Source organism: Nocardiopsis sp. TRM 82005 (genome assembly GCF_056312425.1).
Genome location: NZ_JBWDTQ010000034.1, coordinates 1 through 25,060, shown reverse-complemented (window position 1 = coordinate 25,060; position 25,060 = coordinate 1). Strand labels below are relative to the sequence as shown.

22 protein-coding genes and 2 tRNA genes are annotated in these 25,060 nt (G+C 69.6%); 17 read left to right on the top strand and 7 right to left on the bottom strand.

Features of this window, described 5'->3' with window-relative positions; all coding sequences use genetic code 11:
* Positions 1-126: 126 nt before the first annotated feature.
* Complete coding sequence (locus AC0T5L_RS23995; protein WP_476167746.1) at positions 127-912, bottom strand: nuclease-related domain-containing protein; 786 nt, start codon at positions 910-912, stop codon at positions 127-129.
* A 210-nt stretch (positions 913-1,122) separates the two neighbouring features.
* Here AC0T5L_RS23995 and AC0T5L_RS23990 point away from each other — a divergent pair, with 210 nt between their 5' ends.
* Complete coding sequence (locus tag AC0T5L_RS23990) at positions 1,123-2,562, top strand: amidase (RefSeq protein ID WP_476167745.1); 1,440 nt, start codon at positions 1,123-1,125, stop codon at positions 2,560-2,562.
* A gap of 25 nt (positions 2,563-2,587) precedes the next feature.
* On the opposite strand, the gene AC0T5L_RS23985 is transcribed toward AC0T5L_RS23990, so the two are convergent.
* Positions 2,588-3,940, bottom strand: coding sequence for an MFS transporter (locus AC0T5L_RS23985; protein ID WP_476167744.1), 1,353 nt, complete (start codon positions 3,938-3,940; stop codon positions 2,588-2,590).
* A gap of 58 nt (positions 3,941-3,998) precedes the next feature.
* A complete protein-coding gene (locus AC0T5L_RS23980) occupies positions 3,999-4,124 on the bottom strand; it encodes a hypothetical protein (protein ID WP_476167743.1) in 126 nt (41 codons plus the stop codon).
* Between the two features lie 11 nt (positions 4,125-4,135).
* Between AC0T5L_RS23980 and malQ the strand changes: the two genes are divergently transcribed.
* Complete coding sequence (gene malQ / locus AC0T5L_RS23975; protein WP_476167742.1) at positions 4,136-6,169, top strand: 4-alpha-glucanotransferase; 2,034 nt, start codon at positions 4,136-4,138, stop codon at positions 6,167-6,169.
* A 141-nt stretch (positions 6,170-6,310) separates the two neighbouring features.
* On the opposite strand, the gene pepN is transcribed toward malQ, so the two are convergent.
* Positions 6,311-8,857: an aminopeptidase N gene (gene pepN / locus AC0T5L_RS23970; protein ID WP_476167741.1), complete on the bottom strand. Its 2,547-nt coding sequence runs from the start codon at positions 8,855-8,857 to the stop codon at positions 6,311-6,313.
* A 214-nt stretch (positions 8,858-9,071) separates the two neighbouring features.
* On the opposite strand from pepN, the gene AC0T5L_RS23965 reads away from it, so the two are divergent.
* From AC0T5L_RS23965 to AC0T5L_RS23920, 10 genes are all read left to right on the top strand, one after another.
* A complete protein-coding gene (locus tag AC0T5L_RS23965) occupies positions 9,072-9,707 on the top strand; it encodes a mycothiol-dependent nitroreductase Rv2466c family protein (RefSeq protein ID WP_476167740.1) in 636 nt (211 codons plus the stop codon).
* Positions 9,708-9,849: 142 nt separating this feature from the next.
* Positions 9,850-10,008 carry a hypothetical protein gene (locus AC0T5L_RS23960; protein ID WP_476167739.1) on the top strand — a complete coding sequence of 53 codons (159 nt, stop codon included), beginning with the start codon at positions 9,850-9,852 and terminating at the stop codon, positions 10,006-10,008.
* Between the two features lie 121 nt (positions 10,009-10,129).
* On the top strand, positions 10,130-11,551 hold the full coding sequence (locus AC0T5L_RS23955) for an aldehyde dehydrogenase family protein (RefSeq protein ID WP_476167738.1): 1,422 nt from the start codon (positions 10,130-10,132) through the stop codon (positions 11,549-11,551).
* 185 nt (positions 11,552-11,736) lie between these two features.
* Positions 11,737-11,886 carry a hypothetical protein gene (locus AC0T5L_RS23950; protein WP_476167737.1) on the top strand — a complete coding sequence of 50 codons (150 nt, stop codon included), beginning with the start codon at positions 11,737-11,739 and terminating at the stop codon, positions 11,884-11,886.
* A gap of 85 nt (positions 11,887-11,971) precedes the next feature.
* Complete coding sequence (locus AC0T5L_RS23945) at positions 11,972-12,445, top strand: ribose-5-phosphate isomerase (RefSeq protein ID WP_476167736.1); 474 nt, start codon at positions 11,972-11,974, stop codon at positions 12,443-12,445.
* A 682-nt stretch (positions 12,446-13,127) separates the two neighbouring features.
* Entirely contained in the window at positions 13,128-14,231 is a 1,104-nt protein-coding gene (locus AC0T5L_RS23940) for a PP2C family protein-serine/threonine phosphatase (protein ID WP_476167735.1), read from the top strand.
* A 404-nt stretch (positions 14,232-14,635) separates the two neighbouring features.
* On the top strand, positions 14,636-15,979 hold the full coding sequence (gene mgtE / locus AC0T5L_RS23935; RefSeq protein ID WP_476167734.1) for a magnesium transporter: 1,344 nt from the start codon (positions 14,636-14,638) through the stop codon (positions 15,977-15,979).
* 106 nt (positions 15,980-16,085) lie between these two features.
* A complete protein-coding gene (locus tag AC0T5L_RS23930) occupies positions 16,086-16,283 on the top strand; it encodes an Rv0909 family putative TA system antitoxin (protein WP_476167733.1) in 198 nt (65 codons plus the stop codon).
* Positions 16,284-16,618: 335 nt separating this feature from the next.
* Positions 16,619-17,452 (top strand): peptidoglycan DD-metalloendopeptidase family protein, encoded by an 834-nt coding sequence (locus AC0T5L_RS23925; RefSeq protein ID WP_476167789.1) that lies wholly within the window; start codon positions 16,619-16,621, stop codon positions 17,450-17,452.
* A 118-nt stretch (positions 17,453-17,570) separates the two neighbouring features.
* A complete protein-coding gene (locus tag AC0T5L_RS23920) occupies positions 17,571-18,071 on the top strand; it encodes a (2Fe-2S) ferredoxin domain-containing protein (RefSeq protein ID WP_476167732.1) in 501 nt (166 codons plus the stop codon).
* Positions 18,072-18,141: 70 nt separating this feature from the next.
* On the opposite strand, the gene AC0T5L_RS23915 is transcribed toward AC0T5L_RS23920, so the two are convergent.
* The 3 genes from AC0T5L_RS23915 to AC0T5L_RS23905 all read right to left on the bottom strand — a co-directional run bounded on the left by AC0T5L_RS23915 (position 18,142) and on the right by AC0T5L_RS23905 (position 21,117).
* The gene (locus AC0T5L_RS23915; protein WP_476167788.1) at positions 18,142-20,004 is read right to left on the bottom strand and encodes an ABC transporter ATP-binding protein; all 1,863 of its coding nucleotides are present in this window, start codon (positions 20,002-20,004) and stop codon (positions 18,142-18,144) included.
* Between the two features lie 156 nt (positions 20,005-20,160).
* Positions 20,161-20,664: an adenylyltransferase/cytidyltransferase family protein gene (locus AC0T5L_RS23910; protein WP_476167731.1), complete on the bottom strand. Its 504-nt coding sequence runs from the start codon at positions 20,662-20,664 to the stop codon at positions 20,161-20,163.
* A gap of 379 nt (positions 20,665-21,043) precedes the next feature.
* A tRNA-Gly gene (locus tag AC0T5L_RS23905) sits at positions 21,044-21,117 on the bottom strand.
* 117 nt (positions 21,118-21,234) lie between these two features.
* Between AC0T5L_RS23905 and AC0T5L_RS23900 the strand changes: the two genes are divergently transcribed.
* From AC0T5L_RS23900 to AC0T5L_RS23880, 5 genes are all read left to right on the top strand, one after another.
* A tRNA-Pro gene (locus tag AC0T5L_RS23900) sits at positions 21,235-21,309 on the top strand.
* Positions 21,310-21,535: 226 nt separating this feature from the next.
* Complete coding sequence (tig, locus tag AC0T5L_RS23895; protein WP_476167730.1) at positions 21,536-22,987, top strand: trigger factor; 1,452 nt, start codon at positions 21,536-21,538, stop codon at positions 22,985-22,987.
* 298 nt (positions 22,988-23,285) lie between these two features.
* Positions 23,286-23,825 (top strand): ClpP family protease, encoded by a 540-nt coding sequence (locus AC0T5L_RS23890; protein WP_476167729.1) that lies wholly within the window; start codon positions 23,286-23,288, stop codon positions 23,823-23,825.
* A gap of 48 nt (positions 23,826-23,873) precedes the next feature.
* A complete protein-coding gene (locus tag AC0T5L_RS23885; protein ID WP_476167728.1) occupies positions 23,874-24,530 on the top strand; it encodes an ATP-dependent Clp protease proteolytic subunit in 657 nt (218 codons plus the stop codon).
* Between the two features lie 283 nt (positions 24,531-24,813).
* Positions 24,814-25,060: ClpX C4-type zinc finger protein (locus tag AC0T5L_RS23880; RefSeq protein WP_476167727.1), on the top strand; the 247-nt coding region annotated here is incomplete at its 3' end.

The following is a 25,060-nucleotide window of genomic DNA, read 5'->3' as shown; positions in this document are numbered from 1 at the left end:
TCGTGAGACGTTCACGACCGCTGCCCAGGTTGGCGCCCCTGTGCTCCGTCCCGGGCATACGGAAGGCCCGGGTGCCACGGCGCTGTGGTCCGTCCCGGGCCGGTGGGGTGTCGAAGGCGGGGGGTTTCAGTACCTGGGGGGCAGGGCCTTCTGTGCGGCCTGGTAGATCTCCTCGATCTCGGTCTCGGTCAGACGGGCGCGGCCGGTGCGCAGCCACTTGCGGACCTTGGTTCCGGTGATGATGTCCACGCCCCGCAGCCGGTGGCTGTCCCAGGGCATGCCGGGTCCGTAGATGGCCAGCGACGCACGTACCTTGATTTCGCGTCCCAGTTCGTCGCTGATCAGTTCCTCCGCGCGTTTGGCCTCCTCCAGGGCCTCGTCGATCCGCTCGTTCTTGCTGAACCGCCCGTGGTAGAGCTTCTCCAGCTTGTTGCGCAGCGGCAGGCGCTTGTCCCACGACTCGGAGTCGATGGCGAACGCGCCGCGCCGTCCCACGATGAAGTGGTCGATCTGTCCGTTGCCACCGGGTACCGCACGGGCGTGCAGGACGCGGTAGCCGAGCTGCTTCATCACCTTGAGCTGGGCCTCGGTCTTTCGCTGGGCGGCTGAGGGCTTGCGCCAGCGGGGGATCTCGGACTCGCGCCGGGAGGAGTACACCATGGTCCCGATCAGGGTGAGGATCCCGAAGGTCACACCGATCCGCCAGTCGAGCGTGAGCATGCCGACCACGACGGCGACCAGGGCCGCGCCGCCACCGCGCATGACCCACCTGCGGGCGTTCTGGTTCTCCCGGAGCGCGCCGTAGACAGCTCTGCTGCCCGAAATCTCCGTACTCTTGCTCTGGTTGGGGAAAAAGAGGGTCTCGGGACTCTGCCGCTCTTGTCCCTCGGACGATGGGGTAGGGCCGTTCACTCTGGTTGCCGATTCCACGTCGGACAGGTTAGTTCGTTCCATATCCGAGTCCTAGTGCATTACTTCTCACACTTTTCTTGCCCTGTTTCCTGACTCGTATACGTGTTCCCTGCGCCAGGGAAGGGAATGATTACCTTTCGGACAGGTTCTCTAGAGAAGTGCCTTCCATCACCGTGGTGCCCGGAGACGTGCCCGCTAACCTGACTCGACATGACCCAGATCCATGACCTTCCGGCCCACCGCCTCCTGGCGATGGTCCACAGTCGTGAACTGTCCCCTACTGAGATCACTGAGCACTGTCTGAGCCGGATCGAACGGTATGACCACCGTTATGGTGCGTACATTACGGTCACTCCAGAAAAGGCGCTCGAACAGGCCCGCTACGCGGAGAAGCGGGTGATGAGTGACACGCCCGACACTCTGCCGCCCCTGCTCGGGCTCCCCGTGCCGATCAAGGACCTCGACCCCGTCGCCGGGGTCCGGCTCACCCAAGGATCAGCGGTGCTCCGTGACGCCGTGGCCCCGATCGACTCCGACCTGGTCGCCCAACTGCGCGAAGCGGGCGCGGTCCTGCCGGGCAAGACCAACACCCCCGAGTTCGGGTCGAGCTGCTACACCGAGAACGGCATCGCCCCGCCCTCCCGCAACCCCTGGGACACGGACCTGTCCCCGGGCGGGTCCAGCGGAGGCGCCGCGGTGGCCGTCGCCGCCGGGCTCGCCCCCGTCGCCCAGGGCAGTGACGGAGGGGGTTCCATCCGCATCCCCGCCAGCGTGTGCGGGCTCTTCGGCCTCAAACCCACCCGGGGCCGGATCTCCGGCGCCCCCCTCAAGCCCGACCTCGTCGGCCTGTCCACCGCCGGCCCCCTCACCCGGGACGTTCGCGACGCCGCACTCCTCCTGGACGCCATGGCCCTCGCCCGGCCGGGAGACTACTTCGCCGCCCCGCCTCCGCGTCGCGGCGAGAACTTCGCCGACCATGTGGACCGCGAGCCGGGCCGCCTGCGCATCGGGTGCTACGCCACCACCGGTTCCGCCGGGATCCCCGTCCATCCCGACGTCCTGGCCGCCCACGAGGAGACCGTCCGCCTGCTGGGCGACCTCGGCCACGACGTGGAGGAGGTGTCCGTCCCCTGGGACGCCCACTTCGGCGGCACCTTCATGGAGGACTTCCAGCTCCTCTGGGCCGCGATGGCCTCGGCCACCCCCGTCGCCCCCGACCGGGAGGCCGAGCTCGGTCCTCTCAACCGGTGGTTGCGCGAACGCGCCCGCGCCACTCCCGTCCCTGACTACATCGCCGCCTGCGCCCGCCTCCAACGCGGCGTCCGCTCCCTGATCGCCGGGACCGAGCCCTTCGACGCCGTGCTCTCGCCCACACTGGCCGCGCCCCCGGTTCCGATCGGCCACTTCACCAGCGGCGGTCCGGAGGAGGAGTTCTGGCGGATGACCGAGTTCACGCCGTTCACCTCGGTCTACAACGTCTCGGGGCAACCCTCGGTCAGCGTCCCCCTGCACTGGTCGCCCCGGGGACTGCCGATCGGCGCCATGCTCACCGGCCGGATGGGTGCGGAGGCCACCCTGCTGTCGCTGTCCGCGCAGCTGGAACGCGCACGCCCGTGGGCCCACCGGGTGCCGCCCGGCTGGAACGGCTGACCTCGGGCCGGGCCGGCAACACGACCTAAGGGGACTCGTCGGGGGACGGGGCGCACGCCTCGGCCCCCGGGTCCGTCCCGCGCACAGGAGGAGCCTTCAGCACGCCCGGGGCCTGATCGCCGTCAGGGGCGTTCACGGCCGGGCCCTCGTCCGCTCCCTCCCGGGAGGCCTCGTGGCGCGGTTCGGGCACGAACGGGCTCAGCAGCGCCGCCACCAGTACCAGCGCCGTGGCGCCCAGCACACCGCCCGCGATCCCCATGAGGTCGACCAGCGCGCCTGTCAGCGGCCCGGCCACCGCGCCCGCGGTACCCAGCGCGGTGGCCATCCACCCGAACGCCTCGGCCCGCCGCCGAGCGGGGGCCAGGTCGCCCAGGCGGCCCATCACCGCGGCCAACGTCGGTGCCAGCGCCATCCCGGACAGGAACAGCAGGGGTGTGATCAGCAGCGGCGTCGGCAGGTACATGATCGGCGGCACGAAAGGTGCCAGGACCGCCACGCCCAGCGCCGACCCGAAGCAGCGCCGCACCAGGTGGGGGCGGCCGTGCAGCCCGCCCGCGATCGCACCGCCCACCAGCGACCCCAGCGCCCACACCGACGCCAGCACCATCACGTACTGCGGCGTGTTCAGCTCGTTGGCCCACGCCACGATGACCAGGTCCATCCCCATGATCCCGCTGACCATCAGCAGGCACATAAGGAACAGGACCACCAGCGCCGGACGACGCAGAAGGCTCCGCCGGGGAGCCGTGGCCGCGCCGGCGGAGCCTTCCTCACCGTCGACCGGTGCGGGACCGGTCACCCCGGCCCGGCGCAGGGCACGGGCGAAGCCGAGCGCGCCCAGCAGCGCCAGCACCGACAACACCAACAGTGCCCAGCGGGCACCGGCGAAGGCCACCACACCGGCGGTCAGGATGGGGGAGAAGACGAACAACAGCTCCTGGGTGGTGGCTTCGGCCGCGTAGATCGCCTGCCGTTCCGGACCGCGTGTCAGCCGCGGCCACAGCGCACGCACGACCTGGTTCGCGGGGGTGTTGAACAGCCCGGTTCCCAGAGCCAGCGGAATCGACAGCCACCACAGCGATCCTGGAAGCAGGGCCAGCCCCAGCAGGCCCACGCTGAACACCGCGCCGCACACCAGCACCAGCCGGTCCGTGCCGCCACGGTCGGCCATCCGGCCCCGCAGCGGTCCCACCAGGGCGGTACCCAGGGTGAAGGCGCCCGCGACCAGACCGGCCAGGGTGTAGGAGTCGGTCCACTCCTCCACCAGGAAGGTGACCGCGATCATCAGGCCCGGGGTGTAGAAGCGCGCCGTCAGGGACCAGGCCAGCAGAGAGAGCACATGGGGGACGGCGAAGAGCCGCCGGTAGTTCGCGAGCACAACTCGATTATGCAGTTGTCAAGCACACGCTGCGATCGAATTAACGGCCTGTGCAGGCCTACTGTTCACGTATGCCGCGGAGCCAGCCGTGCCGTGTCCGCCAGCCGTTATCGGCCAGGACCTCGGGCACGTTCCGGCCCCACGCCGGTACGGCCTCCAGTGTACGGAGCACCTGGTAGGGCATGATCGGATTCTGTGAGGGACGTTCAGCTGGCACGGGTGGCCGAGCAGCACGGAGTCGCGACGACCTACGAGGACTGGCGGGGACGGCGGGTCCCCGTCAGCCCCGACACCATCCGCCATGTCCTGGCGGCTCTGGGGGTGGATCCAGGAGCGCCGGACACCGCGGCCCGGGGCCTCCTGCCTCCGGCGGTGGTCGTCCGGGAGGGCAAGGCCCCCGACCTCGTGCTGCCCGAAGGAGCCCGCAGCACGGTGGAGACCTCCGACGGTTCCCTGCTGCCCTTCGACCCCGGCCTGCCGCTGGGCGTGCACACACTGCACGTCACCGACAACGGCGCCGAGCACGACGCGCCCCTGCTCGTGGTCCCCGACCGCGTCGAGCCCAGCGCACTCCGGAACAACCCGCGCCTGTGGGGGACCATGGCGCAGATCTACAGCGTGCGCTCCCGCGCCTCGTGGGGCACCGGTGACCTGCGCGACCTCGCCGAGCTCGCCGACTGGAGCGCGCGCGACCTGGGCGCCGACTTCGCCCTGATCAACCCGATGCACGCCACCGAGCCGCTGCCGCCCGTGGAACCCTCGCCCTACCTGCCGGTCAGCCGCCGCTACGCCAGTCCCCTCTACATCCGTATCGAGGACGTTCCCGAATACGCCCGGCTCGACCCCGCCCAACGGGAGGGCATCCAGCGCCTGGCCCGGCCGCTGCGCGAACGCGGCCGCACGGCCGACCTGCTCGACCGGGACTCGGTGTGGAAGGCCAAACGCACCGCCCTGGAGGTGCTCTTCGAGGTGACCCGGGTACCCAGCCGGGAAGCGTCCCTGCGCACTTACCTGGAGCGCGAGGGTCAGCCCCTGATCCAGTTCGCCACCTGGTCGGCCCTGGCCGAGGAGTACGGTACCGACTACCGGTCCTGGCCCGGCCACCTGCGCGACGTCAACGCCCGGAGCGTGGGAGAGGAGGCTCTGCGCCGGTGGCCGACGGTGGAGTTCCACCGCTGGCTCCAGTGGGTCCTCGACGAGCAGCTCACCCAGGCGCAGGACACCGCCCTGAACGGGGGTATGAGCGTCGGCGTCATGCACGACCTGGCGATCGGCGTACAGGCGGGCGGTGCGGACGCGTGGATGTACGGTGACGCGCTCGTGTCCGGCCTGCACGTGGGCGCGCCGCCGGACGAGTTCAACCAGCGGGGCCAGGACTGGGGGCAGCCGCCCTGGCACCCCCGGCGGCTGGCCGAACTCGGTTACGGCCCGTTCCGGCAGGTCCTCGCCCAGACGCTGCGCCATGCGGGCGGGGTCCGAGTCGACCACGTCATGGGCATGTTCCGGCTGTGGTGCGTGCCCGAGGGCGCCTCCGCCGCGGAGGGCACCTACGTCAGGTTCGACCACGAGGGCATGGTCGGCGCGCTCGCCCTGGCCGCCCACCAGGCGGACGCCGTCGTGGTGGGGGAGGACCTGGGCACGGTGGAGCCGTGGGTGCGCGAGTACCTCGCCGACCGCGGGGTCCTGGGCACGTCCGTGCTGTGGTTCGAGCAGGAGGCCGACGGAGAGCCGCACACCCCCGACCAGTGGCGCACCGACTGCCTGGCCACGGTCGCCACCCACGATCTGCCGCCGGTGGCGTCGTTTCTGTCCGCCGAGCACGTGGAGCTGCGCGACCGGCTGGGGCTGCTCAACCGACCGGTGGAGGAGGAGCGCGCCGGCGCCGAGGCCCGGGTGGAGCGGTGGCGGGAGCTGCTGGTGGAGCTGGGACTGCTCGACGACGGCGTCGACCCGGTGGCCGACCCCGCCGCCGTGGTGGCGGCCATGCACGCCTACCTGGTGGCCACACCCGCCCGCATGGTCGGGGTGGCACTCACCGACGTGGTGGGGGACCGGCGGATGCAGAACCAGCCGGGCACAAGCGACGAGTACCCGAACTGGCGCATCCCGCTCACCAACGGAGAGGGCGAGCCTGTGCTCGTGGACGAACTACTCGCCGACCCCCGCATGGTCGCGCGTATCCGGCGCACCCTCGGCCCGGTCAGCGGCGGCCAGGGGCGCGTCCTGTAGCGGCGGGGCGGAACGCGCCTCGGCGGCCGTCATGGGAGGGCCCGAGGGGGAGGTACCACCCGCGGGCACGCGGACGTCCCGCCACCCGACGGCGGCGGGACGTCCGCGCTGCCCCGGAGAGGGGCTGTTGCCCGAGCGGTGCTACTCCTGCCGTGCGCCCGCGGCGATGTCGGTGGCGCGGGCACGCAGGGCGCGTTCCACGCCCGCCCGGCCCTCGATCAGCAGGCGGCGCAGCGCCGGAGGCGGGTCGGTCTCGGCGATGTAGGCGTCCGTGCGCCGCAGCGTCTCCTCTTCCACCAGGCTGCGGGGGTAGACCACCTCGGCGAAGGTCTGCGCGAACTCGCCCGTCCACTTCTCCCAGGCGGGGGCCAGCTGTGCGAAGTACTTCTCCACGTAGGGCCGGTGCAGCTCGGCCTGGCCCGGCTCGGTGAAGCCCATCAGCACGGCGCGGAACTCGGCGTTGGCCAGTTCCTCGCCCACGATGCGTTCCCACGCGGCGGCCTTGGCCTCGGTGGTGGGGATCGCGGCCCGGGCGCCGGCGGCGTGCCGGTGGCCGGCCGCTGTCGGGTCCGTCTCCAGCTCGGCGGTGATCTCCGCCTCGCCGGCCTTGCCCGCCGCGACCAGGCGGCGCAGCAGCGTCCAGCGCAGCTCGGTGTCCACCACCAGCCCGTCCACGGTGATCGCGCCGTCCAGCAGGCCCCGCAGCAGGGACAGGTGGGCGTCGGTCACCGCGGTGGCGGCCAGCGCGTTGGCGTAGGCCAGTTGCAGGTCCCCGCCCGGCTCGGCGGCGCTCAGCAGTTCGCGCAGCCGGTCGGAGAGCTGCTCGAAGCCGAACGGGCGCCACGCCGGGTCGGCGTACATGTGCAGCGCCGAGGTGGCCTGGCGCAGCAGGGTCTGGGCGACCATGACGTCGTCCACACCACTGATCCCGGAGATGACCAGGGCGACGTAGTCGCGGGCGGCCATCTCGCCGTCGCGGGTCATGTCCCAGGCGGCGCCGAAGGCCAGTGCGCGCGGCAGGGACTCGCGGATCTCGCCGGCGCCCTCCACCACGGTGCGCAGGGAGCGCTCGTCGAGGCGGACCTTGGTGAAGGTGAGGTCGTCGTCGTTGATCAGCGCCAGGTCCGGCCGGGCCTTACCGACCAGCTCCGGCACCTCGGTGCGCCCGCCGCTGACGTCCAGCTCCACGCGCTCGCGGCGCACGATGCCCTCGCCGGTGCGGTCGTACAGACCAATCGCCAGGCGGTGCGAGCGCAGCGTCGGGTGCTCTGCGGGGGCCTCCTGGAGCACGGAGAAGGAGGTGAAGTTGCCCTCGGCGTCCACCTCGAACTCCGGACGCATCGTGTTGACGCCCGTGGTCTCCAGCCACTCGCGAGACCAGCCCGACAGGTCGCGTCCGGAGGCGGCCTCCAGGTGCTTGAGCAGATCCTTGAGCTCGGTGTTGCCGAACGCGTTCTCCTTGAAGTAGGCGCGCACGCCCGCGAAGAACGAGTCCACGCCCACGTAGGCCGCGAGCTGCTTGAGCACCGAGGCGCCCTTGGCGTAGGTGATGCCGTCGAAGTTGACCTCGACCGCCTGGATGTCGACCATGTCGGCGGCGATCGGGTGGGTGGAGGGCAGCTGGTCCTGGCGCAGCGCCCACGCCTTCTCCACGTTGGCGAACGTCGTCCAGGAGTCGGTCCACCTGGTGGCGTTGTACTGGCAGTACACGCTGGCGTAGGTCGCGAACGACTCGTTCAGCCACAGGTCGTCCCACCAGCGCATGGTGACCAGGTCGCCGAACCACATGTGCGCCATCTCGTGCAGGATCGTCTCGGCGCGGCGCTCGTAGCGGGCGTCGGTGACCCGGGAGCGGAAGACGTAGTCCTCCAGGAACGTGATCGCGCCCGCGTTCTCCATGGCGCCCGCGTTGAACTCGGGCACGAACAGCTGGTCGTACTTGCCGAAGGGATAGCGCAGGTCGAACAGGCCGTGGAAGAAGTCGAAGCCCTGCTTGGTGACCTCGAACAGGGCCTCGGAGTCCAGGTGCTCGGCCAGCGAGGCCCGGCAGTACAGGCCCAGCGGGATGCCGTCGTGCTCGTCGCGGACCACGTGGTAGGGGCCCGCGATCAGCGCGGTGATGTAGGTGGACATCACCGGTGTGGCCGGGAAGTGCCAGCGCACCCGCTCCTCGCCCGCAGCCTCGCGCTCCACGTCCGGGGCGCTGTTGGACACGACCTCCCACGACGGGGGCGTGAACACCGTCAGCTCGAAGGTCGCCTTCAGGTCGGGCTGGTCGAAGCACGCGAACATGCGGTGTGCGTCGGCCGTCTCGAACTGTGAGTACAGGTACACCGACTCGTCGACCGGGTCCACGAACCGGTGCAGGCCCTCACCGGTGCGCATGTACGCGGCGTCGGCGACGACCGTCAGCTCGTTGCGCCCGGCCACCTCGGGGAGGGTGAGGCGCTCGCCGTCGAACAGCTCGGCCGGGTCCAGTGCGGTGCCGTTCAGCGTCGCCGTGAGCACCTTCGGTGCCGCCAGTTCGACGAACGTGCGCGCTCCCGGCTCCGAGCTGGAGAAACGGATCACGGTGGTGGACCGGAAGGTCTCGTCACCGGTGGTCAGGTCCAGTTCCACGTCATAGGAGTCGACGCTGAGAATCCGCGCCCGCTCCCGAGCCTCGTCCCGTGTCAGGTTGCCTGCCACGCCACGCTCCCTCCACGGCCGCCTTCTTCGCCGGCCGGATCGTTGCCGACCACGGCGAGTCCGCCGCCTGGGGTGGAGCGTCGTCGGGGCCGGAGGTCGTCTTCCACTCGGCACGATCCTGTCACGCGCCGGGGCGGAATGCGCAACTGATGGGCGAGGTTGCACTTCTACGGCCAGAACTTGTGCACTTCCCTTCGTGATCCGAGGAGTAGCGATGACGCAAACCCCCAACACCGGCGGTGAGCAGAAGACCGTCTACGCGGACATGTGGTTCGACCCCGCGTGCCCGTGGGCCTGGATCACTTCGCGCTGGCTCGTCGAGGTCGAGAAGGTGCGGTCGGTCAGGGTGCGCTGGCACGTGATGAGTCTGGGCGTGCTCAACGAGGGGAAGGACCTGCCCGAGGAGTACCGGGAGGGCCTCAACCGGTCCTGGGAGGCGGTGCGGGTGTGCGTCGCGGCCGAGCAGCGCTTCGGTCCGGAGGTCCTGGGCGGCCTGTACACGGCCCTGGGCACCCGTTTCCACAACAACGGCGAGTCGCGCACCACGGACACGATCCGCGCCGCGCTGGCCGACGCCGGCCTGCCCGAGGACCTGGCGGCGGCGGGGTCGGTCACCGACCACGACGAGGTCCTGCGCGCCTCGCACGCCGAGGCGATGAAGCTGGTCGGTGAGGACGTGGGCACCCCCGTCATCCAGGTCGCGGACACGGCCTTCTTCGGCCCGGTCGTCACGCCCGTCCCGCGTGGAGAGGACGCCGGGAAGCTGTGGGACGGCGTACTGCTGGTCGCCGGGACCGACGGGTTCTTCGAGCTCAAGCGGACCCGGACCCGGGGCCCCGTCTTCGACTGATCCGGGAGCCCGCCGACGCCGAACCCCGCCGCGCCGCCCCTCCCGGTGCGGCGGGGCGGCACCGGATCCGGTGCACACTGGAGTCCGGAACCACGCAGGCAGCACGGCGGGCAGGGCCCGCCGCGACCATGGAGGGGAAACCGTGCCCGGACCCGACGACGAGCGCAGGGTCGACTTCTTCGACGATCTCGACATCCTGCCTGACACCACCAGTGACGAGAGCGGACTCGGATGGGGTGAGGACGCGGAGGACGACTCCACCGCGCGGCTGATGGCCGACCGTCCGCCGCACTGGGACTGACCCACCGCCCCGGATCCCACACGCCCCTTCGTGTTCACGGGAAGCCTCCGGGTATCGGGAAAACCACCGGCACCGAGTTCCGGGCTGGTCAACCCGAATCCCGTTCTGCGAAAGTAGGGTCATGCGATCCCTCTACATCGACGGCGCCTGGCGCGACTCCGTCTCCAGCGAGGCTCTGGACGTGGTCAACCCGGCGACCGAGCAGGTCATCGACTCCGTTCCGGCCGGGGCCGCCGAGGACGTCGACGCCGCGGTCGAGGCCGCGGCGGCGGCCTTCCCCGCCTGGTCCGCGCTCACGCCCGGGCAGCGCGTCACCCACTTGGCCAAGGCCCTTGAGCTGTTCAACTCCCGCGTCGACGACACCGCCGCGGTGCTCACCCGTGACATGGGCGCCCCCTCCGGGTTCGCCCGCAAGGTTCAGGCGGGCCTGCCCGCCCTGATGTTCCAGACCTACATCGACCTGGTCGAGGAGACCGGCGAGCACTACTTCGGCGGCGAACGGCAGGGCAACTCGCTCATCGTGCGCGAGCCCGTCGGCGTCGTCGGCGCCATCACCCCGTGGAACTACCCGCTCCACCAGATCGTGCTCAAGATCGTCCCCGCCCTGCTGGCGGGCAATACCGTCGTGCTCAAGCCCAGCGAGATCGCCCCGCTCAGCGCCTACGCCCTGGCCGAGGTGTTCCACGACGCGGGCCTTCCCGCGGGTGTGTTCAACCTGGTCTCGGGCACCGGCCCCGTCGTCGGCGAGGCCATCGCCGCGCACTCCGGGGTGGGCATGGTCTCCTTCACCGGATCCACCCGTGCCGGGACCCGGGTCAGCCAGGTCGCGGCGGAGACCGTCAAGAAGGTCGCTCTGGAGCTGGGCGGCAAGTCCCCGAACGTCATCCTGCCCGGCGCCGACCTGGCCAAGGCGGTCAAGCGCGGTGTCGCCGACGTCATGCGCAACACCGGCCAGAGCTGCAACGCGCTCACCCGCATGCTGGTGCACCGGGACTCCTACGACGAGGCGGTCTCACTGGCCGCCGGGTACGCCGCCAAGTACACGCCCGGCGACCCCGAGGACGGGGCCACCCGCATGGGTCCGCTGGTCTCCGCCGCCCAGCTGAAGAAGGTCCGCGAGTACATCACGCTCGGGACGGAGGAGGGCGCCCGCCTGGTGACCGGCGGCGCCGAGCCGGTGGAGGGGCACGAGAGCGGCTACTACGTCAGCCCGACCGTCTTCGCCGACGTACGCAACGACATGCGTATCGCCCAGGAGGAGATCTTCGGCCCCGTGCTGGTACTGATCCCCTACGACACGGAGGAGGAGGCGGTCACCATCGCCAACGACACCGTGTACGGGCTCAACGCCGCCGTGTGGTCCGGCGACCCCGATCAGGGCCTGGCCGTCGCCCGGCGCCTGCGGGCCGGGCAGGTCGAGCTCAACGGGGGTGCGCTCAACCCGCGTGCGCCCTTCGGCGGTTACAAGCGCTCTGGTAACGGCCGCGAGTGGGGCCTGCCCGGGCTGGAGGAGTTCTGCGAGGTCAAGGCCGTCCAGATGTGACGCTCGCGTGCTGGCCCCCGGGCGGCTGAAGGGCCGTCGGGGCCGCGGGCTCGCCAACGGACGTGTGCGCGGGCTCACGGCCCTCGCATGCTTCCGTGGGGAATCGGCCCCGGTGACGACCGCGTTGTGCGGTGTGGAAAAATTCCGGCGGGATATCTCTGGTCGAACCCCGAACGAGGTGTGAGTTGAGCAACAAGTCCGCGGTCTCCAAGGCAGGCCCCATCGGTAAGGACATCAAGTCGATGGTCCTGTACAACATGATCGCCATCGTCTCCATGGCCCTCTTCGCCGTTCTCGGACTAGCCGTCGCCTCCGCGGCCTCCGCCGCCGTCTGAGAGGTCCGCGTACCACCGCGCCCCGTTACGCACATGCGAGCGGGGCGCCGCGCTTGTCACCACCATGACCTGCCAGACTGATGCCGTGCGTGTTTACCTTGGATCAGATCATGCGGGCTACGAGCTCAAAGAACACCTCGTCTCCTGGCTGAAGGAGCACGGCCACGACGTCGTCGACGCGGGCCCCCTCGTCTACGACGCCGTGGACGACTATCCGCCCTTCGTGCTGCGCGCGGCTGAGGGCGTGGCCTCGGACCGGGGCTCCCTGGGCATCGTCATCGGCGGCTCCGGCAACGGCGAGCAGATCGCCGCGAACAAGGTCAGGGGCGTTCGCGCCGCTCTGGCCTGGAGCGAGGACACCGCCCGACTGGCGCGCGAGCACAATGACGCCAACGTGCTCGGCATCGGCGCCCGGATGCACTCCCGGGAGGAGAGCACCAGGTTCGTGGAGGTCTTCCTCTCCACCCCCTACAGCGACGAGGAGCGGCACACCCGCCGCATCGAGATGCTGACGGCCTACGAGGAGGCCGGCGAACTCCCGCCGCTTCCACAGGGCTAGTGTCCTGGGAGGGCCCCGGCCGGGGCCCTCCCAGGACACTGCCGGGACCGTTTCTCCACGTTCTGGTGCGTTGGCCACGGATCACCGCGCGGGGGCCTCCGTTCGTCCGGCCATCCCTTCACTCCTGCCAAGTGCCCTATTTGCACTTGATATCCGGTTTATGTCTTTTTCGGCCATTGTGCCTTATCTCACTTCTTGGGACGTGGGTCTCTGGCCTGCGCCGGGCCTCTGTGAGATCCTGAAGCGCGGTCGCGCCACCGGGCCGCGGGCCCACCCGGACGACCCGGTCGCGAGAGGAACCCGATCGTGAAACGGTGTCCGAGAGAGGGGAACAATCCCGGTATTCGGAACCGTTCCCCCGTGTCGGAGTAGTGCCTGACTCCGTACGCTCGGTTATCGGCTGAACCCAAATCCGTGGTTTGGGGGGAGAACACCGCTGGTTGCACGTGCCACGGTTCCACCCCCCGCGCTACAGTTCGTGCACAGTAGCGGGCCCTCGTCGCCCGCAGCGCGTCGGCGTCCGCCGTCGGCGCCTCCAGCCATCACGGCCAGGGCGTACCCCGTACACCGCCCCCGTACGCCGGCCACGTCCCCCGGTGGCGACGTGGCCCTCGTGCCACCCGACCGTGCCGTCCGAGAACCGAACTCCCGCCGGCGAGCGGGTGTGCAATGCAGGGGATCCATGAAGCCCACACCGACCGCCAAGGCCACCCGGCTGCTGCGTTCCACCGTGCAGCGGCTCGTCGCGGTGCTCCGGCGCAAGGTGCTGTTCCGTTACCGGCTCGTCCTCATCACCCTCGTCGTGTTGGCTGTCGGTATCGGCGTCGGCGCCGTGTGGGGCCCCGCGGGCTGGTTCCCGCCCAGCTCCACGATCCTCACCGTCCTGGCGGGCGGCCTCCTCCTCAAACGCAAGAGCCTGGCCTTCCTGCTGGCCGTGGTCGGCGCCGTCCTGCTGTTCGTCGCCTTCATGCTCGACTTCGGCCAGGTGGGCCCCGGACTGCTGGTCACCATCGGCGTTACCGCCGTCCTGTCCTACCTGTTGTCCGGGGTGCGCGAGCGCCTCGGCGTGCAGGGGCTCAGCGGCGAGATGATGCTGTTGGACCTGCGCGACCGCATCCGCCACCAGGGCAGGATGCCCCTGTTGCCCGAGGGCTGGGGGCGCACCGCCGTCCTGCGCCAGGCGGGCGGCTCCTCCTTCGGCGGCGACTTCGTCGTCTCCATCCGCCGGGGCAACCAGCTGGACGTGGCCGTCGTGGACGTCTCCGGTAAGGGCGTGGACGCCGGGACCCGTGCCCTGATGCTCTCCGGCGCGTTCAGCGGGCTCATCGGGGCCGTTCCCACCAGTGACTTCCTCGCCCACTGCAACGACTACCTCATGCGCAACGGCGGCGGTGAGGGCTTCGTGACCGCCGTGCACCTGAGCGTGAACCTGGACACGGGCGAGTACCAGATCGCCTCCGCCGGGCACCCTCCCGCGCTGCACTACGACAGCGGCGGCGGTGTGTGGAGCACCACCGAGGCCAAGGGCGTGGTCCTGGGCGTCATCCCCGAGATGACCTACGCCTCCGCCGAGGGCAAACTCCGGCCCGGTGACGCCATCATGCTCTGCACTGACGGCCTCATCGAAACCCCCGGCGAGGACCTGGACGCCGGGATCGACCGGCTCCTGGGCGCCGCCGAGCAGCTCGTCCCACGCGGCTTCGCCACTGGCGCGGACGAGATCGTGGACACCCTCAGCAAGCACAAGAACGACGACTGCGCCTTGGTCGTCCTCTGGCGCGACTGACCCACGCAGAGGGGCTGTGATCTGTTGGTGTGGGTCCTCCTGAGCACTGGCCAGGTACTTCACGGCTCCCCGGCGGTTCCTCGGCGCCGCCCTCCTGGTGCGCCCTCCCACGCCACGGAGCCGCCGCTGCCGCGCCGGAGGGCCGATCAGTACGGCTCGGGCCGCTCGGACGGGTAGGGTCGGTGTGCTCCCCGTCCCGCGTACGGCGGTTCAGTCCGTACACGTCCAGGATCGCCGTGCCCGCCCTTTTCCGCCCCCGGGCGCCAACTCCACGCACGGTCCACCACACCAGTGACGACGGGACCGGAGCGGGGCCGGACCACCGGCCCACCGCTTTTCCGAGGACTGGTGCCGCCCGTGGGTGCCCCCCAACGGGCGTAGGAGAATGCGAGGGGGTGCTTCGCATGGCAGAAGGCGAGCGCGCTGAGGAACTGGCCGATCTGGTGCAGACCAACGACCTGACCAGTATCCGGCTCTGGTTGGCCGAACACAGGCCCCACGAGATCGCCGACGAGCTCTCCCGCATGGATGGTGGCGAAGCGATCATCCCTTTCCGGCTCCTGGACAAGGACCGCGAACTGGAGGTTTTCGAGGAACTCGACCCCAGCCAGCAGCAGGCCATCCTGCTGGGGCTGCGCGACGCCGCCTTCCGCGAGATCCTGGAGGAGATGGACCCCGACGACCGGGCCCGTCTCATCGGTGAGGCGCCAGCCAAGATCGCCACCCGTGCGCTGGCCGGCCTCAGCCCCGCCGAACGCAGGATGACCGCCGCCCTCCTGGGCTACGCGGACGACTCCGTCGGCCGGTACATGACCCCCGAGACGGTCATCCTGCACCGGGACCTGGCGGTGGGCCGCGCCCTGGAGGTCGTGCGTGCGAAGGGGGCCGGCGCCGAGAGCATCTACACCCTGCCAGTGGTCAGCGACGGCCGCCGCATGGTCGGGACCGTGACGTTGCGCGACCTGGTGGTCAGTGACGACGACCGCCTGATCAAGGACATCGTGGACGTCTTCGCGCCACGCGTGCGTGCCTCGGAACCGGTCGAGGGCGCCGCCCGGCTGATGCAGGAGGCCAACCTGGTCTCCCTGTCGGTGGTGGACTCCGAGGACCGGTTTCTGGGCCTGCTGACCTTCGACGACGCCCTGGAGATCATTGAGGCCGCCGACTCCGAGGACATGGCCCGCCAGTCCGGCGCCAGCCCGGTCAGCGACCACTACGTGACCGTCGGTGTACTGCGCCTGGTCGGGGCGCGTTCAGTGTGGCTGATGCTGCTCATCGTGGCGGCCACGTTCACGGTCAACGTGATGCAGGCCTTCGAGTCGGCCCTGGACGCGGTCACGGCCCTGGCGCTGTTCGTACCGATGCTCATCGGTACCGGCGGCAACGTCGGTGCGCAGTCGGCCACCGCGATCGTACGCGCCCTGGCGGTCGGTGAGGTGCGGGTGCGCGACCTGCCTTCGGTGATCTGGAAGGAGGCGCGGGTCGGCCTGCTCCTGGGGTTCCTCCTCGCCGGGCTGGCCATGGCCATCGGCTCCCTGCTGGTGGGTGTGGACGTCGCGCTGGTGGTGGCGTGCTCGGTGATCGCGGTGTGTACGTGGGCGGCGGTCATCGGTTCGTCCATGCCGCTGCTGGCCCGCAAGGTGGGTGTGGACCCGGCGGTGGTGTCCTCGCCCATGGTGACCACCATCGTGGACGCCACGGGACTGCTCATCTACTTCTCCATCGCCACAGCGGTCCTGGGTATCTGACCTGCTCAGTGCCGTTTCGCGCACCTTTTGCAAGGTACTCCGGCTGCATGGACCGGGCGTGGAGCGGGTATCGCGACAAGAGCAGGACGGATCGAGGGAGGATTCCATGTCCGGTACCGGAGGTGCGTTCAACCGGCTGAAGAAGGCCGTCGACGACAACGCCGGCAAGGCTCAGGGCATGGTGGGCAAGGCCGCCAGAGCCGCGAAGAAGGCCACCGGGGGCGCCCACGACGAGAAGATCGACCGAGGGGCCGGAGCCGCTACGGAGTACCTGCGCAAGCGCGCTCGGGAGGACGGGAAGTAGCACGGCCCGTGTGAGAGCGACACGGACGGGGCGTCCACCAGCCGTGCTGGAGGACGCCCAGGTCCGCGCCCTGGGGAGAATGGTGTTCTCCCCGGGGGTTCCACCGCGTGTGTGATGCCGGTTCGGGCCCCTTCGGCCTCCGGCTGGTACTGGCCGCGCGGGCCCCGACGGGCGGCTTGAGCCCGGGGATCCTCTTCCAGGAGGAAGAGAAGCCAGAATGGAGGATGCCCTCTCCGTCCCTCCGGCGTTGCTCCGCCTCCCCCGAACCCGTCGAACCCTCCGGGCCGAATGTCCCGGACGGCCCCCGGTGGCCGATCCTGCTCGCCAGGGTCCGCATGCCGCTGATGTGGGCGGCCACGCTCGCCCTCCTCGCCGGTTACGTCGGCCTGTCCTGGTGGGTGAGCGGAACGCTGCTCGCCGCCGCGCTCGCCGTCTACCTGCGCCTGGGCACCGTGCGGCGTGAGCCCCGGGTGCTGGAGCCGCCGGTACGGGGCCGGTGGATGGCACTCACCAGTCCCGTGGACGGTGTGCCCAGCCAGGGCAGCCACGCCTACGGGCAGTCCTACGCGCTCGGCCTGGTCGCCGAACCCGGGAAGGGCGCGCGCCCCGACATCGGCTGGCGGCCGCTCAGCCGCCCGCCAGGCGACTTCCCGGCTTTCGGGCAGCCCGTGTACGCCCCCTCCGACGGGACCGTGGTGACCGTGCACGGCCGTCGGCGCGACCACCGCAGCCGCAACTCGTGGCCGTGGCTGTTCGGCTCGGTCGTGGAGAACACGCTGCGGGAGCTGCGCGGACCGGCCGGACTGCTCGGCAACCACCTGGTGATCGACGTTGGCGGCGCCTACGTGCTCCTGGGCCACCTGCGTCGCGGATCAGCGGTGGTCCGCAGGGGGGACCGAGTCCGGGCCGGTCAGCTGGTGGCCCGCTGCGGCAGCTCGGGGGCCTGCACCGAGCCCCAGGTACGCGTGCAGCTCATGGACCACCGCAGTCCCCTGTTCGCCGCCGGGCTGCCGATCATGTGGGTACCGGGATGGAACGGGAGTTCCCCGGGAGAGGGGCTCCCGGAGACCTGGCGGCCCGTGGTGGTCGCCGACCCCGAAGGGAACGGCGTACCCGCTGGTCAGAAGGTCCCCGATGCGGACTACGCTGATGAGGTAAGGCGAACCTAATGGTTCTGGTGGTCCCGAGGAGAGCACGGGGGAGAGCGTGAACGGAGGCGAAGGACGTCCGTGTCAGCTCACGGTCTGTCGGGGCTGTTGCTGCGGGACGAGGAAGAAGGTCCCGGGCGTGGACCACGAGGCCCAGCTCGCCCGGCTCAGCGCTATCGAGGATCACTCCGGCCGCACCGTCCCCGTACGCACCAGCACGTGCCTGGACATCTGCTTCCAGGCCAACGTGGTGGTCGTCCAGCCGTCCCGGGCGGGACGCGCCGCCGGCGGCCGCCCGGTGTGGCTGGGCGGGGTCACCGAGGACGGGTTGGTCGGGGTCATCGACGACTGGATCTTCGAGGGCGGTCCCGGTATCGCACCTCTGCCCGCGGTCCTGGCCGGCCACGTGACGTCCAAGGACGCCGAGAAGCCGAAGAAGAGCAAGGAGTCCAAGCACTCCAAGGCGGCCAAGAAGGAGCGCAAGAAGGCCAAGGAGAAGGCGGAGAAGAGGGCCAAGGCCGAGAGGAAGGCCGCCAAGGAGACGGGTTCGGACAAGGACCGCAGTCACCCGAAGAAGTCCGGCAAGGACAAGAAAAAGGGCGACAAAAGCGACAAGAAGATCAAAAAGGACAAGAAGTAGTCCGATGCTTCGCCGTCACACGGCCCGGTCCCGTTCCGGGAACCGTGGACCCGGCCCCCGCGGCCCCGACTTACCGGCTCTGCGGTGCGAACTGGGTCCGGTACAGCGCCGTGTACAACCCGTCCTGGTCCAGCAGTTCGTCGTGTGTACCCCGTTCCAGGATCCGCCCGTCCTCCAGTACCAGGATCTGGTCCGCCTCCCGCACCGTGGCCAGCCGGTGCGCGATCACCAGCGATGTCCGTCCCTCCAGCGCCACGGCCAGGGCCTCCTGGACGGCCGCCTCGGACTCGGAGTCCAGGTGTGCCGTAGCCTCGTCCAGCACCACCACGGACGGCGCCTTCAGCAGCAGCCGCGCGATCGCCAGCCGCTGCTTCTCACCGCCGGACAACCGGTACCCCCGGTCGCCGACCATCGTGTCCAGGCCGTTGGGCAGCTGCTCCAGGAGCGGACCCAGCCGCGCCATCCGCAGCATCTCCTCCAGCTCTGCGTCGGTCGCCTCCGGACGGGCGTACCGCAGGTTCGCGCGCACCGTGTCGTGGAACAGCTGCGCGTCCTGGGTGACCACACCCACCGCCTCGCGCAGCGAGTCCCCGGTCGCCTCGCGCAGGTTCAGCCCGCCCAGGCGCACCTCGCCGTCGGTCGGGTCGTACAGCCGCGACACCAGGTGCGTCAGCGTCGTCTTGCCCGCGCCCGAGGGCCCCACCAGGGCCACCATCGTTCCCGGCCTCGCGTGGAAGGACACCCCGCTCAGCACCTGGGTGTCCTCGTCCACCTCCGCGTGCGGTGTCAGTTCCAGCGACGCCACCGACGACTCCTTCGCCCCCGGGTAGCGGAACGACACGTTGTCGAACTCCACACCCAGCGCGCCTCCGGGCAGGTCCTTGGCGTTCGGGCTCTCCTTGATGCCCGGCTCCAGGTCCAGCACCTCGAAGACACGGTCGAAGGAGACCAGCGCGGTCATGATCTCCACATGCACGTTGGACAGCGTGGTCACCGGTCCGTACAGGCGGGAGAGCAGGGTGGTCAACGCCACCAGCGTGCCCACCTCGAACGCCCCGTTGATCGCCAGCACGCCGCCGACTCCGTACACCATCGCCATCGCCAAGGCCGTGATAAGGCCCAGCATGCTGAACAACAGCGAACCGAACACGGCCTGACGCACGCCCAGGTCGCGGACCCGTCCCGCGTGGCGGGCGAAGCCGGCCGACTCCTCGTCGGGGCGTCCGTACAGCTTGACCAGCATCGCTCCGCCGACGTTGAACCGCTCGGTCATCAGCGAGCTCATGTCCGCGTTGGTGTCCATCGCGTCGCGGGAGATGTGCGCCAGGCGCCGCCCGATCAGTTTGGCGGGGATGACGAACAGCGGGACCAGCGCCAGGGCGATCAGCGTCACCTGCCACGACAGCGCGAGCATGGTCACGATCACCGCGGTCGCGCTGACCAGGTTGGACACCACCGACTGGAGTACGGAGGTGATCGCCCGCTGCGCACCCACCACGTCGGTGTTCAGCCGGCTGATCAGTGAACCCGTCTGCGTGCGGGTGAAGAATGACACCGGCATCCGCTGCACGTGGGTGAACACCTCCGTGCGCAGCTGGTAGATGACCCCCTCTCCGATCCGGGAGGACAGCCACCGGCCAAGGAGTGTCAGGGCGCCCTCCAGCACCGCCAGCCCGGCCGCGGCGAACGCCAGCCACACCACCAGCGAGGTGTCCCCGGACAGGATGCCCCGGTCGATGATGGCCTTGAGGAGCAGCGGGTTGGCGACCACGATCGAGGCGCCGACCGTGGTGACCCCCAGGAAGTACAGGATCGCTCGCCAGTGCGGGCGGGCGTAGGAGATGATCCGTCGGGCGAGTCCGGGAGGCAGTGCCTTCCCTCTCGCGCTCCCGTCGTTGACCAGGGCCCTGTAGGAGGGCCTGCCGGACATCATCGTCATGGACAGCCTCGTTCTGCTCGCCGGTTCGCCACGCATGTGTCAACACACGCATGCGTCAACACTGGTGTACGTGGGGCACTTCCCGGGGCGGACGTCCACGGCGGTTCGGGGCCGCCCGCTCCGTCGAGCACACCCGTGGGCCGCGCGGTGCTAAAGGGAGTGGGCGAGGCGGCCCAGCGCCGCGGTGGTGGAGCGGCCGGGGGTGAAGGGCAGTTCCCAAGCCTGGGCGCCGAGCGCGTCGGCGCCGCGGATCTTGGCCTGGGTGTAGCGGTCCCCGGCGGTGTAGGCCAGGGCGGCGGGGGCCAGGGGACGCAGGGCTTCGGCGTAGGACGCCCAGTCGGCGACCTCCGGTGGCCCCTCGACGATGAATGAGCCGGTGACGCATCCCAGGGCGGCGACGGTCTCGGCGCGTTCCTCGGCGGGGTTCACCGGTCGTCCCGACCCCTTCCAGGCGCGCACGCGTTCGTCGGATTCGATACCCACCACGAGGGGGAGCCCGCGCTCGGCGATGGCCCGGAGGAAGCGGACGTGTCCGACGTGCAGGACGTCGAAGGCTCCGGTGACCACGGCCGGCCGCACCAGGTCGTCGGGGCGTTCGAACCAGCGCGTACTGAGAGTGGTGCCCGGCTCGTGTGCCGCGTCCGTGTCCGTCATTCAGTCACCCGTTTCACAAGCCCGAGGGCGCCCGTATCCGATCGCGCCCACAGGGCCGCCCGCAAGGTCAACGTACCCGTCCGGGGCCGGTATTCCGCCTGGAGGAGAAAACCGAACGGTGTTCTCCTCCAGGGGTGCCGGGTCGTGAGTGTGAGAGACCTCACCGAAAAGACGGTCGGGCGCAGGAGGGGCGGGCGTGGGGGCACACGGATCGCCAGCGGGTGGTGCGTGGGCGGTGGGGGCGGCGCGTGGTGTGCGCACCTCACGCCAGGTGGCATGGGGGTTCGGGGCCGTCCCCGAGTCGGGGCGGCGGAACGGGTTGGCACGTCACGTGCGCACCTCACGCCGAGTGGCGCGGGGCCGTCCCCCGGCGGGATGCTGGAGCGGGCGACGAGAATCGAACTCGCATGACCAGCTTGGAAGGCTGGGGTTCTACCATTGAACTACGCCCGCGTGGCGCCAGAGACCTCGAGTGTCCTCTAGACTCGTGGAGCCGACAGAGACAAGAGTACAGTCTCTGAGGCCGTGTTCGCACACTCACGCTGAGAGTGCGATCCTTGGTCTGGCACACGGGGTGTAGCGCAGCTTGGTTAGCGCGCATGCTTTGGGAGCATGAGGCCGCGGGTTCGAATCCCGCCACCCCGACGAAACCACTGTGGCAGCGGCTCCGGCCGTGCGCCGTGGCCCCCTGTGTATCTGCCCTAGACTTGGTGCGATCAGCAGGAAACTGTAAGTCCCAGCCCGTCGCAGGGCACCCCAGCTGGATGTGGTCGTCAAGACCCCCGGGGTGCGCGCGTGCATTTCGCCGTTGTGTGTGGTGCGCCTGCGGGCCGACGCGGACACCAGCCGGCAAACCTAGGAGTACCGCCCCGTGAAGACCGATGTCGAGGAGCTGAGCCCTACTCGGGTCAAGCTGACCGTCGAGGTGCCCTTCGAGGAGCTCGATCACGCTTTCGACGTGACCTACAAGTCGCTCGCCAAGCAGGTCCGGATCAAGGGCTTCCGCCCGGGCAAGGCGCCGGCGCGGCTGATCGACCGCTACGTCGGCCGCGGCGCGGTGATCAGCGAAGCGGTCAACCACGCCGTTCCGGAGCTCTACAACGAAGCCGTCCAGAAGGAGGAGCTCTTCGCGCTCGGCCAGCCCGACGTGGAGGTCACCAAGCTGGAGGACAACGACGAGCTCGCTTTCACCGCCGAGGTCGACATCCGCCCCAAGTTCGAGGTTGAGGACTACAAGGGCATCGAGGTGACCGTCGACAGCGCCGAGGTCACCGACGAGCAGGTCGATGAGCAGATCGGCACCCTGCGAGAGCGCTTCTCCACCCTTGTGGGCGTCGACCGTCCGATCCAGGACGGCGACCACCTGTCCATTGACCTGTCCGCTGCCGTCAACGGCGAGAACCTCGAGGACGTCGCGGTCAGCGGCTACTCCTACGAGGTCGGCACCAACTCCATGCTGGAGGGCCTCGACGAGACCCTGCGCGGCATGCAGGCCGGTGACGAGGCCACCTTCACCACGACCCTCGTCGGCGGTGAGCACGAGGGCCAGGAGGCGGACGTCACCGTCACCGTGCACAGCGCGAAGGTCAAGGAGCTGCCCGAGCTGGACGACGAGTTCGCCCAGCTGGCCTCGGAGTTCGACACCATCGGCGAGCTGCGCGACGACGTCCGTAAGCGCATGGGCGAGGTCCGTCGCCTCCAGCAGCTCTCCGCCGCCCGTGACAAGGCCCTGGAGAAGCTGATCGACTCCGTCGACGTCCCGCTGCCTGACGCGGTCGTCGACGAGGAGATCACCCGTCGCCGTCAGAGCCTGGAGCAGCAGCTCGCCCAGGGTGGTCTGACCAAGGAGGCCTACCTCGAGTCGCAGGAGAAGACCGAGGAGGAGTTCGACGAGGAGTTGACCACCGGAGCCCGCTCCGCGGTCAAGGCCGGGTTCATCCTCGACCAGCTGGCCATCCAGGAGGACCTGAGCGCCGACCAGAGCGAGCTCAGCCAGTACGTGTTCGAGCAGGCCCAGCGCATGGGCGTGAGCCCGGACCAGCTGGCCCAGCACCTGGTCGAGTCCGACCAGATTCGCGTTGCCTTCACCGAGGTCGTCCGCGGCAAGGCCATGGACCTGGTCCTGGCCGAGGCCAAGGTCACCGACGAGGACGGTAACGTCATCGAGCAGGAGAGCGCCGAGGAGAAGGCTGCCAAGGCCGCCGCGGCCACCGCCAACGAGGCCCTTGAGGTCATCGAGGACGATGCCGAGGCGACTGAGACCGCCGAAGCCTCCGAGGCCTCCACCAAGAACGACGACGCCAAGGCCGAGGACGCCAAGTAGCTCCGAAGCCCTGCGCGCACGGGTCCCGCCCAAGCTTCCTAGGCCGGGCGGGGCCCTTCGTGTTCGCTGGTGGAAGAACGCACTGCGCAGGGTTCTACCACCCTGCGCTCAAAGCGAACAGGGACGCGATCCGGACTGGCTCAGTGCCGTGCGGCGTTAGTGTCGCTGTATCGCAACCGTTTCGATTCCGGAGCAGGTGACGAGAGTGCCGCCGACCTTTGATGAGTCCCCGCGCTTCGACGCTCGTACGTCGGAGACGCAGTTTTCCCCTTTTCTTGAGCAGACGCCTCAGCGCCTGTTGCGCCAGCGAATCGTTTTCCTCGGCCAGCAGGTCGACGACGAGATCGCCAACCGCCTGGTTGGTGAGCTCCTGCTGCTGTCCGCGGAGGACCGCCAGCGAGACATCACCATGTACATCAACTCGCCTGGCGGGTCCGTGACCGCGGGCATGGCGATCTACGACGTTATGCAGTACATCCCCAACGACGTGCGCACCGTGGGTATAGGTATGGCCGCGTCCATGGGTCAGATGCTCCTGTGCGCCGGTGCCCCCGGCAAGCGCTACGCGCTGCCGCACACCCGCGTCATGATGCACCAGCCGTCCGGTGGCATCGGCGGTACCGCCTCCGACATCCGGATCCTGGCCGACCAGCTTCTCTACGTGAAGAAGATGTTCATAGAGAAGATCTCCGAGCACACGGGCCAGGCGATCGAGCAGATCGAGAAGGACGCTGACCGCGACCGCTGGTTCACCGCCCAGGAGTCCTTGGACTACGGCTTCATCGACGAGGTCCTGGAGGGAACGCTCGACGTGACCCCGGACCGGGGCCAGAGTTGATCCGTCGGACCTGGTCCCAGGAACGGCACAGTGCGTGGAAGGCGTGAAATGACCGAGTTCAACCCCAGTCACATCGGCGGCGCGGCCTCGATGGCTCCCCAGAGCCGCTACGTCCTGCCGTCCTACGTGGAGCGGACGTCCTACGGCGTCAAGGAGATGAATCCGTACAACAAGCTCTTCGAGGAGCGGATCATCTTCGTCGGCGTGCAGATCGACGACGTCTCGGCCAACGACCTGATGGCCCAGCTCATCACCCTTGAGCAGCTCGACTCCGAGCGGGACATCCAGATGTACATCAACTCGCCCGGGGGGTCCTTCACCTCCCTCATGGCGATCTACGACACGATGCAGTTCGTCCGGCCCGACATCCAGACGGTGTGCATCGGACAGGCTGCCTCGGCCGCCGCGATCCTGCTCGCGGGCGGGACCGCCGGCAAGCGCGGTGCGCTGCCCAACTCCCGCATCCTGATCCACCAGCCCGCGACCGAGGGCATGCACGGTCAGGCCAGCGACATCGAGATCCAGGCGAACGAGATCACCCGTATCCGTACCCAGTTGGAGACCACCCTGGCCCGCCACACCGGGCGTTCGGTCGAGCAGGTCTCCCACGACATCGAGCGGGACAAGATCCTCACCGCCGAGGAAGCCAAGGACTACGGCATCATCGACTTTGTGCTGCCCTACCGCAAGGCCTCTCTACAGTAGGGTCACGGCAGAACTGAGACCTCGGCTGGTCCCGTGGAAACGGGAACGCGGCGGGAGTTTCAGACAGAGGCAGAAGTGTTGGCCGGACCGGCCCCTGACCCGCCCGGAGGAGCCTGGTGGTGAAGCCGGTCCGGTCTTTCGCTTAGTCTGACGGAGAGCGACACACAGATCGCCTCGTCCGTTGACCGCCGTTGTGGACGGTTACGGGAGATTCTCGACTTCCGTGCGGCCTTCGCGCGCGAGCGGTACCGACGGGGCGGCCTTAGTTTTGAGGAGTGGCTGGGTGGCACGCATCGGCGACGGCGGGGACCTGTTGAAGTGCTCGTTCTGCGGCAAGAGCCAGAAGCAGGTGAAGAAGCTCATCGCCGGCCCCGGCGTGTACATCTGCGATGAGTGCATCGATCTGTGCAACGAGATCATCGAAGAGGAACTCGCCGACGCCACCGAGCTCACCTGGGACTCGCTTCCCAAGCCGCGGGAGCTCTATGAGTTCCTGGACTCCTACGTGATCGGTCAGGAGCAGGCCAAGA

What these genes read in the sequence shown, in the direction of transcription:
- AC0T5L_RS23930 (WP_476167733.1), top strand. Translation starts at nt 16,086, where the DNA reads ATGTCCGGTACCGGAGGTGCGTTCAACCGGCTGAAGAAGGCCGTCGAC.
- AC0T5L_RS23980 (WP_476167743.1), bottom strand. Translation starts at nt 4,124, where the DNA reads ATGCCCTACCAGGTGCTCCGTACACTGGAGGCCGTACCGGCGTGGGGC.
- AC0T5L_RS23940 (WP_476167735.1), top strand. Translation starts at nt 13,128, where the DNA reads ATGAAGCCCACACCGACCGCCAAGGCCACCCGGCTGCTGCGTTCCACC.
- AC0T5L_RS23955 (WP_476167738.1), top strand. Translation starts at nt 10,130, where the DNA reads ATGCGATCCCTCTACATCGACGGCGCCTGGCGCGACTCCGTCTCCAGC.
- mgtE (WP_476167734.1), top strand. Translation starts at nt 14,636, where the DNA reads ATGGCAGAAGGCGAGCGCGCTGAGGAACTGGCCGATCTGGTGCAGACC.
- AC0T5L_RS23910 (WP_476167731.1), bottom strand. Translation starts at nt 20,664, where the DNA reads ATGACGGACACGGACGCGGCACACGAGCCGGGCACCACTCTCAGTACG.
- AC0T5L_RS23990 (WP_476167745.1), top strand. Translation starts at nt 1,123, where the DNA reads ATGACCCAGATCCATGACCTTCCGGCCCACCGCCTCCTGGCGATGGTC.
- AC0T5L_RS23925 (WP_476167789.1), top strand. Translation starts at nt 16,619, where the DNA reads ATGCCGCTGATGTGGGCGGCCACGCTCGCCCTCCTCGCCGGTTACGTC.
- AC0T5L_RS23885 (WP_476167728.1), top strand. Translation starts at nt 23,874, where the DNA reads ATGACCGAGTTCAACCCCAGTCACATCGGCGGCGCGGCCTCGATGGCT.
- AC0T5L_RS23915 (WP_476167788.1), bottom strand. Translation starts at nt 20,004, where the DNA reads ATGATGTCCGGCAGGCCCTCCTACAGGGCCCTGGTCAACGACGGGAGC.
- AC0T5L_RS23965 (WP_476167740.1), top strand. Translation starts at nt 9,072, where the DNA reads ATGACGCAAACCCCCAACACCGGCGGTGAGCAGAAGACCGTCTACGCG.